Consider the following 12,615-nt stretch of genomic DNA (forward strand, 5'->3'; position numbering starts at 1 on the left):
AAACGGTAGTTTTCACGATGCCGATCGCTCGTCCCGTATCAGACGTGCTTCGAGACAGGCCATGACAAAAGCTTCGCGCGCAGCCTCCAAGGTGGCGCGATGTGAAATGGCCGCGAGGCACTTTTCCTTTGCCTTCACATAATATGAGCCTCTTTCGGACGGCCATCTGACGGAAAGGAAATGGATTGCGTCTTCCGGTCCGTTCACGCACGAGGCGAAGCGGCCACCTACTGCGACGCAAACCGGTGCGTTCCAGAGCATTTTGAATTTGACGTCGATGATCTCGTTCATCTGCTCCCCCTGTCATTTTCCCACCAAACAAGGCGTCAAGATGATTGTTCCCGCAGGATGGAGCGCTATTTGAAGAGATATGACATTGCATGCGTAGGGTTGGAATATCCCTGAATGCTCGCAAGCAGCAGGATTGCGTTCCTCAGCATCATTGACATCCTCTTGCCGGCTCGGGAACAACCGTTGCCTTTGAATGTTCGTGGGTCTGCGGGACAGTTTCTGGATCGAAAGATGAGCGACTCGGCGGTGACATATAGCCAGATGTTTTCGGGCAAGCGGCTCTTGATCGTCGAGGACGAATATTTCCTCTCGGAAAAGGCGCGCGGGAAATTGCGCGAACTTGGCATTTTCCTAATCGGTCCCGTCGGCAAGGCGGAGGACGCTCTCGAACTGATCGAAGGCAAGAAGGCGGATGCAGTGATCCTTGATCTTCATCTTGACGCCGGATTTGTATTTCCGATCGTGGAAACGCTTCAGAGGCTGAAGCTTCCCTATATATTTGCGATAGGCCATCACCCGCCCATCGTTCGCACCCGATTTACGGGCTTCATCCTCTGTGAAAAAGCCGTTGAGATCGAACACATCGCCAAGGCGCTGTTCGGCAGGCAGAAACGCAAACTCTATTTGGTATAGAGGGCCCTCGACCTCTCCAGATGCTTCAGGACCGCAGCTTCCGTACCGTCGGCATCATGGACGGCAAGCCGCTCCAATATCTCTTCATGTTCGACAAGCGTGAATTTTTCCTTGCCGGTCCAGATGAGCATCTCGGTATGGTAGGTTTTCAGCCATGCCAGCATTGCCTCGCTGACGGCGACAAAGATCGGGTTTCCGGAAATCTGGGCAATCCGGGTATGAAACTGCATGTCGGCCGAGATGAATTCTTCGGCATGCCCCAGAGATGCCCGCTGACGCTCGATAATATCTCTGAGATCGGCAATATCTTTTTCCGTTGCCCGCGGCGCGGCCTCCCGGGCCATGCCGCGCTCGAAGAATATGCGCGCGCTCTTCAGATGCTCGAGAGAGTCCGAAGATTGGGACAACATGATCTTCGCCGTTAGATCAACCTGCCGGAAAATCGATTTCGCGGTCAGTTGAAGCACCTTCGCCCGCTCGCCATGCGAGATGCTGACCAATCCCATATTGGCGAGCGATTGCATCGCCTCGCGGATCGCCGGGCGCCCGACGCCGAAGCGCTCCATGAGAACACGCTCTGACGGCATCTCATCGCCGGGTTTGAGTTCTCCCGACGTGATCAACCGCTCTAATCGGTCGAAGACTTCGTCAGAGAGCTTCCGACGTACAATCTGTTCGATTGGCTGGCTCATGGCATCTCGCTGGCTCAAAGCTTTTCTCCCTTATGCAATGTCAAATAGCGCCGAGAAAGCCCTTCGGCGCGACTTACGGCCTCCCGAACAAAAAAATTCGTTGCACAAATTGGAATACTCATTATACCAGATCACGAGTTGACGCCACGACAAAATCGTCGGCGAGAGGAGCAACGGCTGCTGATGAGCATTACCATCACCTATCGCATCGAGACGCCCGGCCACATCGAAGCGATGGCCGACAAGATCGCCAGCGATCAGTCGACGGGTACGTTCGTGCCGGTTCCCGGCGAAACGGAAGAGCTGAAATCGCGGGTGGCGGCACGGGTCCTCAGCATCCGGCGGCTCGAAGATGCGGATCGGCCGACATGGCCCGAAGTGGCGGCCGGCCATGGTCCCCTTCATCGCGCCGATGTCGATATCGCCTTTCCGCTTGATGCCGTCGGCACCGATCTTTCAGCCCTGATGACGATTGCTATTGGCGGCGTCTATTCGATCAAAGGGATGACGGGCATTCGCATCGTCGACATGAAGCTGCCGGAGGCCTTTCGCGGCGCGCATCCCGGTCCGCAATTCGGTGTTGCCGGCAGCAAGCGCCTGACGGGGGTCGAGGGACGTCCCATCATCGGCACGATCGTCAAGCCGGCGCTCGGCCTTCGCCCCACTGAGACCGCGGAATTGGTCGGCGACCTCATCAGCTCCGGTGTCGATTTCATCAAGGACGACGAAAAGCTGATGAGCCCCGCCTACTCGCCTCTCAAGGAGCGTGTCGAGGCGATCATGCCGCTGATTCTGGATCACGAACAGAAGACCGGGAAGAAGGTGATGTATGCCTTCGGCATTTCCCACGCCGATCCCGACGAGATGATGCGCAACCACGACCTCGTTTTGAAAGCCGGCGGCAATTGTGCCGTCGTCAACATCAATTCCGTCGGTTTTGGCGGCATGAGCTTCCTGCGCAAGCGCTCGGGACTGGTGCTGCACGCCCACCGCAACGGCTGGGATGTGCTGACCCGCCATCCCGGCGCCGGCATGGATTTCAAGGTCTATCAGCAGTTCTGGCGCTTGCTCGGCGTCGATCAATTCCAGATCAACGGTATCCGCGTCAAATATTGGGAACCGGACGAAAGCTTCGTCGAGTCCTTCAAGGCCATCAGCACGCCGCTATTCGATCCGTCCGATTGTCCGCTGCCCGTTGCCGGTTCGGGTCAATGGGGTGGTCAAGCGCCGGAAACCTACCAGCGGACCGGCCGGACTACGGATTTGCTCTATCTCTGCGGCGGCGGCATCGTCAGCCACCCCTTCGGGCCGGCCGCCGGCGTCGGAGCGATCCAACAGGCGTGGCAGGCCGCGGTCACCGACATCCCGCTCGAAGACTATGCCAAGGATCATCCCGAACTCGCCGCCTCGATCGCGAAATTCAGCGACGGCAAGGGCGCGTGACGACGATGGGCAATCTTCTCATCAGCTACTACGGCGACGACTTCACCGGCTCCACCGATGTGATGGAAGCCCTGGCCTCGAACGGCGTTCCGACCGTGCTTTTTCTCGGCATCCCCGATGCGGCACTTCTTGAGCGTTTTAAGCAATGCCGTGCCATCGGCATTGCCGGAACAAGCCGCAGCGAAACGCCGGAATGGATGGAGGAGCATCTTGTTCCGACATTCGAGTGGCTGAAAGGGCGCGGCGCGGCGATATGCCATTACAAGGTCTGCTCCACCTTCGATTCCAGTCCGCGCATCGGCAATATTGGCAAGGCGATCGAGATCGGCAGAGAGCTTTTTGAGCAATCCTCCGTGCCGGTCGTAGTCGGCGCACCGCAGCTCAAACGCTACACCGCCTTCGGCCATCTCTTCGCGGCCTATCAAGGCAAAGTCTATCGCATCGATCGCCATCCGGTGATGAGCCGCCATCCGGTCACGCCGATGGACGAAGCCGATCTGGCGCTGCATCTTGGCAAGCAGACCTCCCTCCCCGTCAGCCTCGTTGATCTCGTGACCCTGGCGGCTCCGGATGCGAACCAACAAGTCGACGAACGCGCGGGCCAGACGGCAGGAATCATGCTGATCGACGTCGACAGCGCCGAAACGCAGGCGGCTGCGGGAACGCAGCTTTGGCGGCGCGCGGCAAAGGACGGGCCTTTCGTCGCCGGGTCCTCCGGTGTCGAATACGCACTTCTCAATGCTTGGCGCCACGAAGGTCTGATTGGCGAACGCCCCGTTTTCGCCCCGCCGGGAAAGGTCGAACGCCTCGCAGTGGTTTCCGGCAGTGTCTCGCCAACGACAGAACGGCAGATACGCACGGCGATGACGGATGGTTTCGACGGCATCGACGTCGATCCCCTGGCACTCATCGGCGAAAGTGCTGACCGGGCGATCGAAGATGCCGTCAATGCCGGCATTACCAGCCTGCAGACGGGCCGCAGCGTCATCCTGCACACGGCGCTTGGCCCCTCGGCCGATCGCGGCAGCGCGATCGACCGTTTTCCGGGTGCCCGGCACCGGCTCGGACAGGGCCTTGGCACCATCCTGCGCCGTATCGTCGAAAGTGAAAAGCTCGGCCGTGCGGTCATCGCCGGCGGCGACACGTCGAGTCATGCGCTCAGGGAATTGCGCGTGGAAGCGCTGACGACGCTGCTCCCCTTGCCCCAGACGCCGGGATCGCCGCTCTGCGTGGCTCACGGCAGCTACGCACCAACCAATGGACTGCAGATCGCGCTGAAAGGCGGACAAGTCGGAACCGACGGATATTTCTCACAGATCCGCGACGGAAGGCGCACTTAGAAACACGTCTCTTACGCACTTCGGATAATGGCGTGATCATTGACTCATTATACCACTTGCGATACCACAATTTGAAATGGACGAGGTAGAAAACATGACTGCAATTGCTCTTTTCGGCGCCGGCGGGAAAATGGGGTACCGGCTCGCCAAAAATCTCAAAGGCTCGCGCTTCGATGTCCGTCACGTCGAGGTGAGCGATGTCGGCAAGGCCCGCCTGAAGAACGATCTCGATCTGTCGTGCGTGCCCGTGGACGAGGCCCTTGATGGCGCCGAAGTCGTCATTCTGGCCGTTCCGGACACCGCCATCGGCAAGGTTGCCGCCGGGATCGTCGACAAGCTGAAGCCGGGAACGATGGTGGTCGCCCTAGACGCCGCGGCACCTTTTGCGGGTCACCTGCCGAAGCGCGACGACCTGACCTATTTCGTCACCCATCCCTGCCATCCGCCGATCTTCAACGACGAAACCGATATGCAAGCGAAGAACGACCACTTCGGCGGCCTGTTCGCCAAGCAGCATATCGTTTCCGCGCTGATGCAGGGGCCGGAAGCTGCCTACGCACTCGGGGAGGAGATCGCCAAGATCATCTGGGCGCCGGTCATGCGCTCGCACCGAGTCACCGTCGAGCAGATGGCGATGCTTGAGCCTGGGCTTTCGGAAACGGTCTGCGCATCGCTGCTCGTTGTGATGCGGCAAGCCATGGACGAGTGCGTCGCGCGCGGCGTGCCGGAACAGGCCGCTCGCGATTTCCTGCTCGGCCACATGAACGTCCTCGGCGCCGTGATCTTCAACCAGGTCGAGGGTGTGTTTTCGGATGCCTGCAACAAGGCGATCGAATTCGGCATCCCGGCGCTGATGCGCGACGACTGGAAGAATGTCTTCGAGCCGCAGGAAATCGCAGAAAGCATCCGCCGCATTACCTGACCGAAATCCCGGGAGGGTTTGGCCCTCCCTTCTTTCGCCCTGCTGGGAACAGGGCCTGTTTCATAATCGGGAGGACACCATGAAACTGACACGCAAACTCACTGTTGCCGCCTTTGCCGGCGCTCTTGCGCTTGGCACCGCAATGCCGGCCTTTTCGGCCGATCTGATCGCCATCATCACACCCGCGCATGACAATCCGTTCTTCAAGGCCGAAGCCGTGGGCGCCCAAGCCAAGGCGAAGGATTTGGGCTATGAGACGCTCGTCATGACGCACGACGACGATGCCAACAAGCAGTCGGAAATCATCGATACGGCGATCGGCCGCGGCGCCAAGGCCATCATTCTCGACAATGCCGGTGCCGATGCGACAGTTGCGGCCGTCAAGAAGGCCAAGGATGCCGGCATCCCCTCCTTCCTCATCGACCGCGAAATCAATGCCACCGGCGTTGCCCTCGCCCAGATCGTTTCCAACAACTATCAGGGTGCCCAGCTCGGCGCGCAGGAATTCGTCAAGCTCATGGGCGAGAAGGGCAATTATGTCGAGCTCGTCGGCAAGGAATCCGACACCAATGCCGGCATCCGCTCGCAGGGCTATCACGACGTCATCGACGACTATCCGGATTTGAAACTGGTCGCCAAGCAATCGGCGAACTGGAGCCAAACCGAAGCCTATGCGAAGATGGAAACCATCCTGCAGGCGAACCCGGACATCAAGGGCGTGATCTCGGGCAACGACACCATGGCGATGGGCGCGATCGCAGCGCTTCAGGCCGCCGGCCGCAAGGATGTGATCGTCGTCGGCTTCGACGGCTCCAACGATGTGCGCGACTCGATCAAGGCCGGCGGCATCAAGGCGACCGTACTGCAGCCCGCCTACGCACAGGCCCAGATGGCGGTTGAGCAGGCCGATGCGTACATCAAGAACAAGACGACCCCGAAGGAAGAAAAGCAGCTCATGGATTGCGTTCTCATCAATGGCGGGAATGCCGACAAGCTTGAGACCTTCGCGCTGAAGAATTGATGGCGGACCGAGCATTGCGGAGGGCGTGGCAGAGCCGCGCTCTCCAGGCTTTTTTCTTTGAGATTGAGGTGCATTGCATGCTGAGGATCAGAGGCGCTGTTGTGGTCATCATACTGGCCGCAGCACTGCCCGGCTGTAAGATCATCAAGACGCCGACCGCCGAAGAGAAGGCGGCGAACGCGGCAAAGAGCGCCTTCGATCCTACGGCCAAGGTCGACGCGATCTGGCAATCGCAGGCGGTACCCGACCTTGAAAAGCGTTCCGGCGATCTCAAAACCGTGATGCAGGCCGCGGCATCGAACCCGGATGAGGCCGGCGCAAAATACGGTAACCCACGCAAGCAGAGCACGTCGCCCTGGACCTATGCCGTGAAGCTCAAGGGCAAGATCGCCGCCGCCGATACGGCGTCCCGTGCCGCAACGCTCGACGTCGATGTCGATGGCGACGGCAAGGCGGATGCGAAGGTTCAGATCGGCCCGGCTATCCGCGGCACGGCGCTGCGCGACGCGTTGGATTTCGTAGACTTCAACGAATTCAAGAACCAGATCGAATGGGCGCAATTCGGCAAAGCGTTCAATGAGAAGGTGAACACGTCCTTTCTCGCTGCTTTGCCCCGAGATGGCCTGACCGGCAAAACGGTCAATGTGACCGGTGCGTTTCCACTGCCGGCATCCGGCCAGTTGCCGCTGATTACCCCTTCGGCGCTGACGTTGGAACAATGACCATGAGCGATACGACAGAGGAAGACATCATCCTTCGTCTCGAGGACGTGTCCAAGGTTTATTCCGGTATCGTCGCGGTCAAGCGCGCCAACCTCGAACTGCGGCGCGGCGCGGTCAATGTGCTGGTGGGAGAAAATGGGGCCGGCAAATCGACGCTGATGAAGATCATCGCTGGCGTCGAACGTCCAACCGCCGGCCGTATCCTCCTGGAGGGCGAAGCCGTCCATTTCGACAGTCCGGCAGATGCGCAGGCACGCGGCATCGGCATGATTTTCCAGGAACTCAATCTCTTCGCCAACATGACTGTCGCCGAAAATATTTTTGCGACACGCGAAATCACGCGCGGCCTTTTCGGCATCGATCACAAGGCGCAGGTCGCAAAGGCCAATGAATTTCTGACGAAGCTGGATGCCGGCATCAATGCCGAGACTATGGTCGAGGATCTGCCGATCGGGCAGCAACAGCTTGTCGAAATCGCCAAGGCCATTTCGCTGAATGCCCGCATTCTGATCATGGATGAGCCGACCTCGGCGCTTTCGGCGGCGGAAGTCGACATCCTTTTCAAGGTGATCGCCGAACTGAAGGCGCAGGGCGTAGCAATCGTCTATATCTCCCACCGGCTGGAAGAGCTGATGCGGATCGGCGATTACATCACCGTGCTGCGCGACGGGCAGATCACCGGCCAGGCGATGGTCCGCGATATCGACACGAAATGGATCGTCCGATCGATGATCGGATCGGATGCCAAGGACTTCGCCAAGGACAGCGGCCATGCGATCGGCAAGGAAGCCTTCCGCGCCGAGGACATCAGCCTGCCGCGACCGACCGGGGGCCTTGCCGTAGATCACGTCTCGCTCTCCGTTCGCGCCGGCGAGATTCTCGGCATCTATGGCTTGATGGGCGCCGGCCGCAGCGAGTTTTTCGAATGCGTCATGGGCCGGCACATGCATTCGACCGGCAGGATTTTCATCAACGGCGTCGAGGTCCGAGAACGCGATACCACCCGGCGGATCCGGAAAGGCTTGGCGCTGATCCCGGAGGATCGGCAGCGCGAGGGGCTGGTGCAGGTGCTCTCGATCGCCAGCAACCTGACGCTTGCGAGTCTTGGCCGCTTCGCTCGCCTCTTCCATATCAATGCCAATGCCGAGAAGAGGGCTATTCGCGACATGATCCGCGATCTCTCGATCAAGGCACCCAACCCCGATTTCGAGGTGACGTCGATGTCCGGCGGCAATCAGCAGAAGGTCGTCATCGGCAAGGCACTGATGACCGATCCCAAGGTCCTTCTGATGGACGAGCCGAGCCGCGGCATCGATGTCGGCGCCAAGGCAGACGTCTTCCGCACCATGCGCAAGCTCGCCGGCAAGGGTCTCGCAATCCTGTTTTCAACCTCCGACCTTGAAGAGGTCATGGCGCTTTCCGACCGCATCGCTGTCTTGAGCAACGGCCAGTTGGTTGCCGTCTTCGACAGAAGCGAGGCGACTGAAGAGGCGATCGTCGCAGCATCGGCCAAGGGACACGGACATACAAGGAAACTCGCGTCATGACCGCGGACACATCTTCTTCTTTTGCGGCCAAGCGGTCGAACGGTTCTGTACTCCTGACGCTGATGAAACTCAGAACCTTCATCGCGCTCTTTGCAGTGATCATCTTCTTCGCCGTCTTCGCGCCGAACTTCACTTCGACGGCCAACATGATCCTGATGTCGAAGCACGTTGCGCTCAATGCCTTCCTGGCGATGGGCATGACCTTCGTCATCATTACCGGCGGCATCGACCTCTCGGTCGGCTCGATCGTCGGCCTGTGCGGAATGGTCACCGGCGCGCTTATCCTCAACGGCGTCGAATTACCGATCGGATATACGGTTTACTTCAATCTTTATGAGATCGTGCTGATCACCCTTGCCGTCGGTATCGTGATCGGGCTGATCAACGGATTGCTCATCACCAAGCTCAACGTCGCGCCCTTCATCGCGACGTTGGGCACGCTCTATATCGCGCGCGGCATGGCATTGCTGTCTTCGGATGGCCAGACCTTTCCGAACCTGGTCGGCAGGCCGGAATTCGACACGACCGGCTTCGACATCTTCGGCGCTGGTCGGCTGCTTGGCCTCCCCGTTTCCATCTGGATCCTCGTCATTCTTGCGCTGCTTGCTGCCTACGTCGCCCGCTCGACGCCCATCGGCCGGTATATCTTTGCCGTCGGCGGCAACGAGCGCGCGGCGCGCATGTCGGGCATTCGCGTCGATCTGGTGAAGATCTTTGTCTACATGTTTTCCGGACTGTGCGCGGCCATCGTCGGCATCGTCATTTCGTCGGAACTGATGGCCGCGCATCCGGCGACCGGCGAAAGCTTCGAACTCAACGCCATCGCCGCGGCCGTCCTTGGCGGCACCTCCATGTCCGGCGGACGTGGCACGATCGGCGGCACGATCATCGGCGCTTTCGTCATCGGCATCCTCTCCGACGGATTGGTGATGATGGGCGTTTCATCCTTCTGGCAGATGGTCATCAAAGGGTTAGTCATCATCATCGCCGTTGTTGTCGATCAGGCGCAGCGCCGTCTCCAGCAGCGCGTGACACTCATGCAAATGGCAAAGGCAGGTTGAGAATGACGGAACTCAAGGGTGCGCTCATCGGCTGCGGCTTCTTCGCGGTCAATCAGATGCATGCGTGGAAGGACGTCAAAGGCGCGGAGATCGTCGCAATCTGCGATCGCGATCCAGAGCGATTGAAAATTGTCGGCGATCAGTTTGGCATCGAGCGCCGGTACAGCGATGCGGCGGCTCTCTTTGCCGACGGCGGCTTCGATTTCGTCGATATCGCGACGACCGTGCAAAGCCACCGCGCGCTGGTGGAAATGGCAGCGGCCCATAAAGTCCCCGCCATCTGCCAAAAGCCGTTTGCCAAGACATTGAGCGACGCCAAAGCCATGGTCAAGGCTTGCGCGGACGCCGCCATTCTCCTGATGGTTCACGAGAATTTCCGTTGGCAGACACCGATACAGACGGTGAAAACCGTTCTTCGATCAGGCGTGATCGGCGAACCGTTCTGGGGCCGTTTTTCCTTCCGCTCCGGTTACGACGTCTTCTCAGGCCAACCCTACCTTGCCGAAGGCGAGCGCTTCATCATCGAGGATCTCGGCATCCACACGCTCGATATTGCGCGCTTCATCCTTGGCGACGTCGCGACGCTCACCGCTCGCACCAAACGGGTCAATCCGAAGATCAAGGGCGAGGACGTCGCGACGATCATGCTCGACCATCAGAATGGCGCGACATCAATCGTCGACGTGAGCTATGCGACCAAGCTTGGTGTGGAGCCCTTTCCCGAGACGCTGCTCGAGATTGACGGAACGCTGGGAACGATCCGGCTCTCGCAGGGATATCGTCTTGAGATCAATAGCCCCGAAGGCGCGACAGTGTCGGATGCTTCGCCCAGGCTTCTCTCCTGGGCTTCCCGCCCATGGCATAATATTCAGGAGAGTGTCCTCGCCATCCAGCAGCACTGGACCGACCGCCTTGCCGATGGCGGCGAGACCTCCACGTCCGGTGCGGACAATCTCAAGACCTTCGCTCTTGTCGAGGCCGCCTATGAGAGTGCCGCCAACGGGTGCCCGGTCGATATCGGAGCGATGCTGCGATGACGGCCAATATCGACCCGTTTCAGCTCTACGGCACGCACGAGACCGAAACGCTGCCGGTGCGGCTGACCGCCGGCAAGCTCGCCGTTGACTTCAAGGACGGCAATCTGCGGACGATCCGCTACGACGGCGCCGAAGTCTTGCGGGCCGTCTCCTATCTGGTTCGCGATCGCGATTGGGGCACGTATGCGCCTGTTATTGACGAGCTGCGGATCAATCAGCTCCAAGACGGCTTTTCCATCAGCTATGTCGCGCGCTGTGCGGGGCCCGAGAATAGCTTGCTTGCAATCGGCGTTCACATAACGGCCGAGGCCGGTGAAGCGCTGATCTTCGAGGCGGAAGCGCTGACGACCACCGGTTTTGAGACGAACCGCTGCGGCTTCTGCATCCTGCATCCGATCGTCGGCGTTGCCGGCAGGCCGGTTTCGGTCGAGCATATCGATGGCAGCCGCGAGGACACGCATCTACCTGACCTCATCGAACCCTGGCAGCCCTTCAAGAATATGCGGGCGATTACACATGGCGTGACGTCAAACGTGACGGCGGAGTGCCGCATGGAAGGCGACACTTTCGAAATGGAGGACCAGCGCAATTGGTCCGATGCCTCCTACAAGACCTATGTTCGCCCACTTGCCTTGCCCTGGCCCTATCGCATCCCCCCCGGCGAGCCCATGCGGCAACGGATCGCTCTCACCGTAGGCGATATGCGACGTTCGCCCACCGCGTCTTCCACGCTTGCTGCGGATATGCCCCCGGTCACGCTGAGCCTCGGAGAGAAGTCCGGCACGATGCCTGCAATCGGGCTCATCGTTACGCCGGAAGAAGCGACCGCAACACTGGCTGCGCGGAACCGGCTGGCCGAAGTCGCGCCGCAGGAATTATTGTTCCACTTCGACCCCGACGCCGGCCACGGCGCTGACGCCTTCAATTCCTTCGCGACCATCGCGGCGCTTCACGCTGGCCGATCGACGTTGGAAATCGCATTGCCGTGCCGCCAGGCTCCGCTTGTCGAAGCACAACAAATGGCTGGTTGGATGCAAGATGCCGGTTTCAAGCCGGACGCAATCGTCATATCGCCTTCGGTCGACCGGCAATCGACGCCACCGGGCAGCAAATGGCCTGAGTGCCCGCCGCTTGAAGAGGTTTATGCCGCCGCTCATGCAGCCTTTCCAGGCGTGCGGCTTGGCGGCGGCATGCTCAGCTATTTCACCGAACTCAACCGCAAGCGCGTTCCTTCCGGATCGCTCGACTTCATCACCCATTGCACCAACCCGATCGTACATGCGGCTGACGATCTCAGTGTGATGCAGACGCTGGAAGCACTGCCGTTTATCACGCGCTCGGTCCGCGCCATATACGGCGACAAGCCCTATCGCATAGGCCCCTCCACCATCCCGATGCGCCAAAACCCCTATGGCAGCCGGACGATGAATAATCTCGCCGACCGCCGCATTCCGATGGCAAACAGGGACCCCCGGCACAATGGCCGTTTCGCCGAAGCCTTCGCGCTTGGCTATGCGGCTACCGTGCTCGACGCCGGATTGGAATGCCTGACGCTTTCAGCATTGGCTGGGCCGTCAGGGTTGATCGCCGGAGGGGGTGAACCATCGCCGGTCGGCGGCAGGCGACCGATCTTCAATACGATCGTCACGCTCGCCCGCCTCGCCGGCAGCCAATGGCAGGAATGCGTCTCCTCAGACCCGACTGCCGTCCTTTCTTTTGTTGCTGCGCCGGCTAACGAGGCACCGCAATTGCTACTGGTGAACATCACGGCTGCGGCCCGGCAGGTGGAACTAGGATGCCTGCGCCCGGCCGGGAAACTAAAAAGCGGAAGCCTCACGCTCGCGCCTTTTGCCGTTGGTTCGATCACGCTGATGGATTGACCTGACACCCGAGAAGCGCAACTTAG

General features: G+C 59.9%; 12 protein-coding genes. 10 read left to right on the forward strand and 2 right to left on the reverse strand.

Translation table 11 applies throughout. The features are described from left to right. Nucleotides 1-12: 12 nt before the first annotated feature. Entirely contained in the window at nucleotides 13-291 is a 279-nt protein-coding gene (locus tag N2601_RS25860; protein ID WP_311319446.1) for a DUF982 domain-containing protein, read from the reverse strand. A gap of 231 nt (nucleotides 292-522) precedes the next feature. Between N2601_RS25860 and N2601_RS25865 the strand changes: the two genes are divergently transcribed. Further along, nucleotides 523-924, forward strand: coding sequence for a response regulator (locus tag N2601_RS25865; RefSeq protein ID WP_260304207.1), 402 nt, complete (start codon nucleotides 523-525; stop codon nucleotides 922-924). On the opposite strand, the gene N2601_RS25870 is transcribed toward N2601_RS25865, so the two are convergent. After that, the gene (locus tag N2601_RS25870; protein WP_260304208.1) at nucleotides 912-1,616 is read right to left on the reverse strand and encodes a transcriptional regulator NanR; all 705 of its coding nucleotides are present in this window, start codon (nucleotides 1,614-1,616) and stop codon (nucleotides 912-914) included. The genes N2601_RS25865 and N2601_RS25870 overlap by 13 nt on opposite strands. Nucleotides 1,617-1,799: 183 nt before the next feature. Between N2601_RS25870 and oiaX the strand changes: the two genes are divergently transcribed. The 9 genes from oiaX to apnL all read left to right on the forward strand — a co-directional run bounded on the left by oiaX (nucleotide 1,800) and on the right by apnL (nucleotide 12,589). Continuing rightward, complete coding sequence (gene oiaX, locus N2601_RS25875) at nucleotides 1,800-3,059, forward strand: 3-oxo-isoapionate-4-phosphate decarboxylase OiaX (protein ID WP_260304209.1); 1,260 nt, start codon at nucleotides 1,800-1,802, stop codon at nucleotides 3,057-3,059. A 5-nt stretch (nucleotides 3,060-3,064) separates the two neighbouring features. Further along, nucleotides 3,065-4,399: a four-carbon acid sugar kinase family protein gene (locus N2601_RS25880; protein WP_260304210.1), complete on the forward strand. Its 1,335-nt coding sequence runs from the start codon at nucleotides 3,065-3,067 to the stop codon at nucleotides 4,397-4,399. Nucleotides 4,400-4,493: 94 nt separating this feature from the next. Further along, nucleotides 4,494-5,321 carry a phosphogluconate dehydrogenase C-terminal domain-containing protein gene (locus N2601_RS25885; protein WP_260304211.1) on the forward strand — a complete coding sequence of 276 codons (828 nt, stop codon included), beginning with the start codon at nucleotides 4,494-4,496 and terminating at the stop codon, nucleotides 5,319-5,321. Nucleotides 5,322-5,400: 79 nt separating this feature from the next. After that, on the forward strand, nucleotides 5,401-6,342 hold the full coding sequence (locus tag N2601_RS25890; protein WP_260304212.1) for a D-ribose ABC transporter substrate-binding protein: 942 nt from the start codon (nucleotides 5,401-5,403) through the stop codon (nucleotides 6,340-6,342). A gap of 77 nt (nucleotides 6,343-6,419) precedes the next feature. Beyond that, a complete protein-coding gene (locus tag N2601_RS25895; protein WP_260304213.1) occupies nucleotides 6,420-7,064 on the forward strand; it encodes a DUF2291 family protein in 645 nt (214 codons plus the stop codon). Then, nucleotides 7,061-8,611 carry a sugar ABC transporter ATP-binding protein gene (locus N2601_RS25900; RefSeq protein ID WP_260304214.1) on the forward strand — a complete coding sequence of 517 codons (1,551 nt, stop codon included), beginning with the start codon at nucleotides 7,061-7,063 and terminating at the stop codon, nucleotides 8,609-8,611. The genes N2601_RS25895 and N2601_RS25900 overlap by 4 nt, the downstream gene beginning before the upstream one ends. Further along, entirely contained in the window at nucleotides 8,608-9,672 is a 1,065-nt protein-coding gene (locus tag N2601_RS25905; protein WP_260304215.1) for an ABC transporter permease, read from the forward strand. Before N2601_RS25900 ends, N2601_RS25905 begins: the two co-directional genes overlap by 4 nt. Nucleotides 9,673-9,674: 2 nt before the next feature. After that, nucleotides 9,675-10,709: a Gfo/Idh/MocA family protein gene (locus N2601_RS25910; protein WP_260304216.1), complete on the forward strand. Its 1,035-nt coding sequence runs from the start codon at nucleotides 9,675-9,677 to the stop codon at nucleotides 10,707-10,709. Further along, nucleotides 10,706-12,589 (forward strand): D-apionate lactonase, encoded by a 1,884-nt coding sequence (apnL, locus tag N2601_RS25915; protein WP_260304217.1) that lies wholly within the window; start codon nucleotides 10,706-10,708, stop codon nucleotides 12,587-12,589. Before N2601_RS25910 ends, apnL begins: the two co-directional genes overlap by 4 nt. Nucleotides 12,590-12,615 lie beyond the last annotated feature (26 nt).

The organism is Rhizobium sp. CB3060 (genome assembly GCF_025200735.1).
Lineage (GTDB): Bacteria > Pseudomonadota > Alphaproteobacteria > Rhizobiales > Rhizobiaceae > Rhizobium.

Coding starts and splice junctions, on each gene's coding strand:
- N2601_RS25860 (WP_311319446.1), bottom strand. CDS start 291: ATGAACGAGATCATCGACGTCAAATTCAAAATGCTCTGGAACGCACCG.
- N2601_RS25865 (WP_260304207.1), top strand. CDS start 523: ATGAGCGACTCGGCGGTGACATATAGCCAGATGTTTTCGGGCAAGCGG.
- N2601_RS25870 (WP_260304208.1), bottom strand. CDS start 1,616: ATGAGCCAGCCAATCGAACAGATTGTACGTCGGAAGCTCTCTGACGAA.
- oiaX (WP_260304209.1), top strand. CDS start 1,800: ATGAGCATTACCATCACCTATCGCATCGAGACGCCCGGCCACATCGAA.
- N2601_RS25880 (WP_260304210.1), top strand. CDS start 3,065: ATGGGCAATCTTCTCATCAGCTACTACGGCGACGACTTCACCGGCTCC.
- N2601_RS25885 (WP_260304211.1), top strand. CDS start 4,494: ATGACTGCAATTGCTCTTTTCGGCGCCGGCGGGAAAATGGGGTACCGG.
- N2601_RS25890 (WP_260304212.1), top strand. CDS start 5,401: ATGAAACTGACACGCAAACTCACTGTTGCCGCCTTTGCCGGCGCTCTT.
- N2601_RS25895 (WP_260304213.1), top strand. CDS start 6,420: ATGCTGAGGATCAGAGGCGCTGTTGTGGTCATCATACTGGCCGCAGCA.
- N2601_RS25900 (WP_260304214.1), top strand. CDS start 7,061: ATGACCATGAGCGATACGACAGAGGAAGACATCATCCTTCGTCTCGAG.
- N2601_RS25905 (WP_260304215.1), top strand. CDS start 8,608: ATGACCGCGGACACATCTTCTTCTTTTGCGGCCAAGCGGTCGAACGGT.
- N2601_RS25910 (WP_260304216.1), top strand. CDS start 9,675: ATGACGGAACTCAAGGGTGCGCTCATCGGCTGCGGCTTCTTCGCGGTC.
- apnL (WP_260304217.1), top strand. CDS start 10,706: ATGACGGCCAATATCGACCCGTTTCAGCTCTACGGCACGCACGAGACC.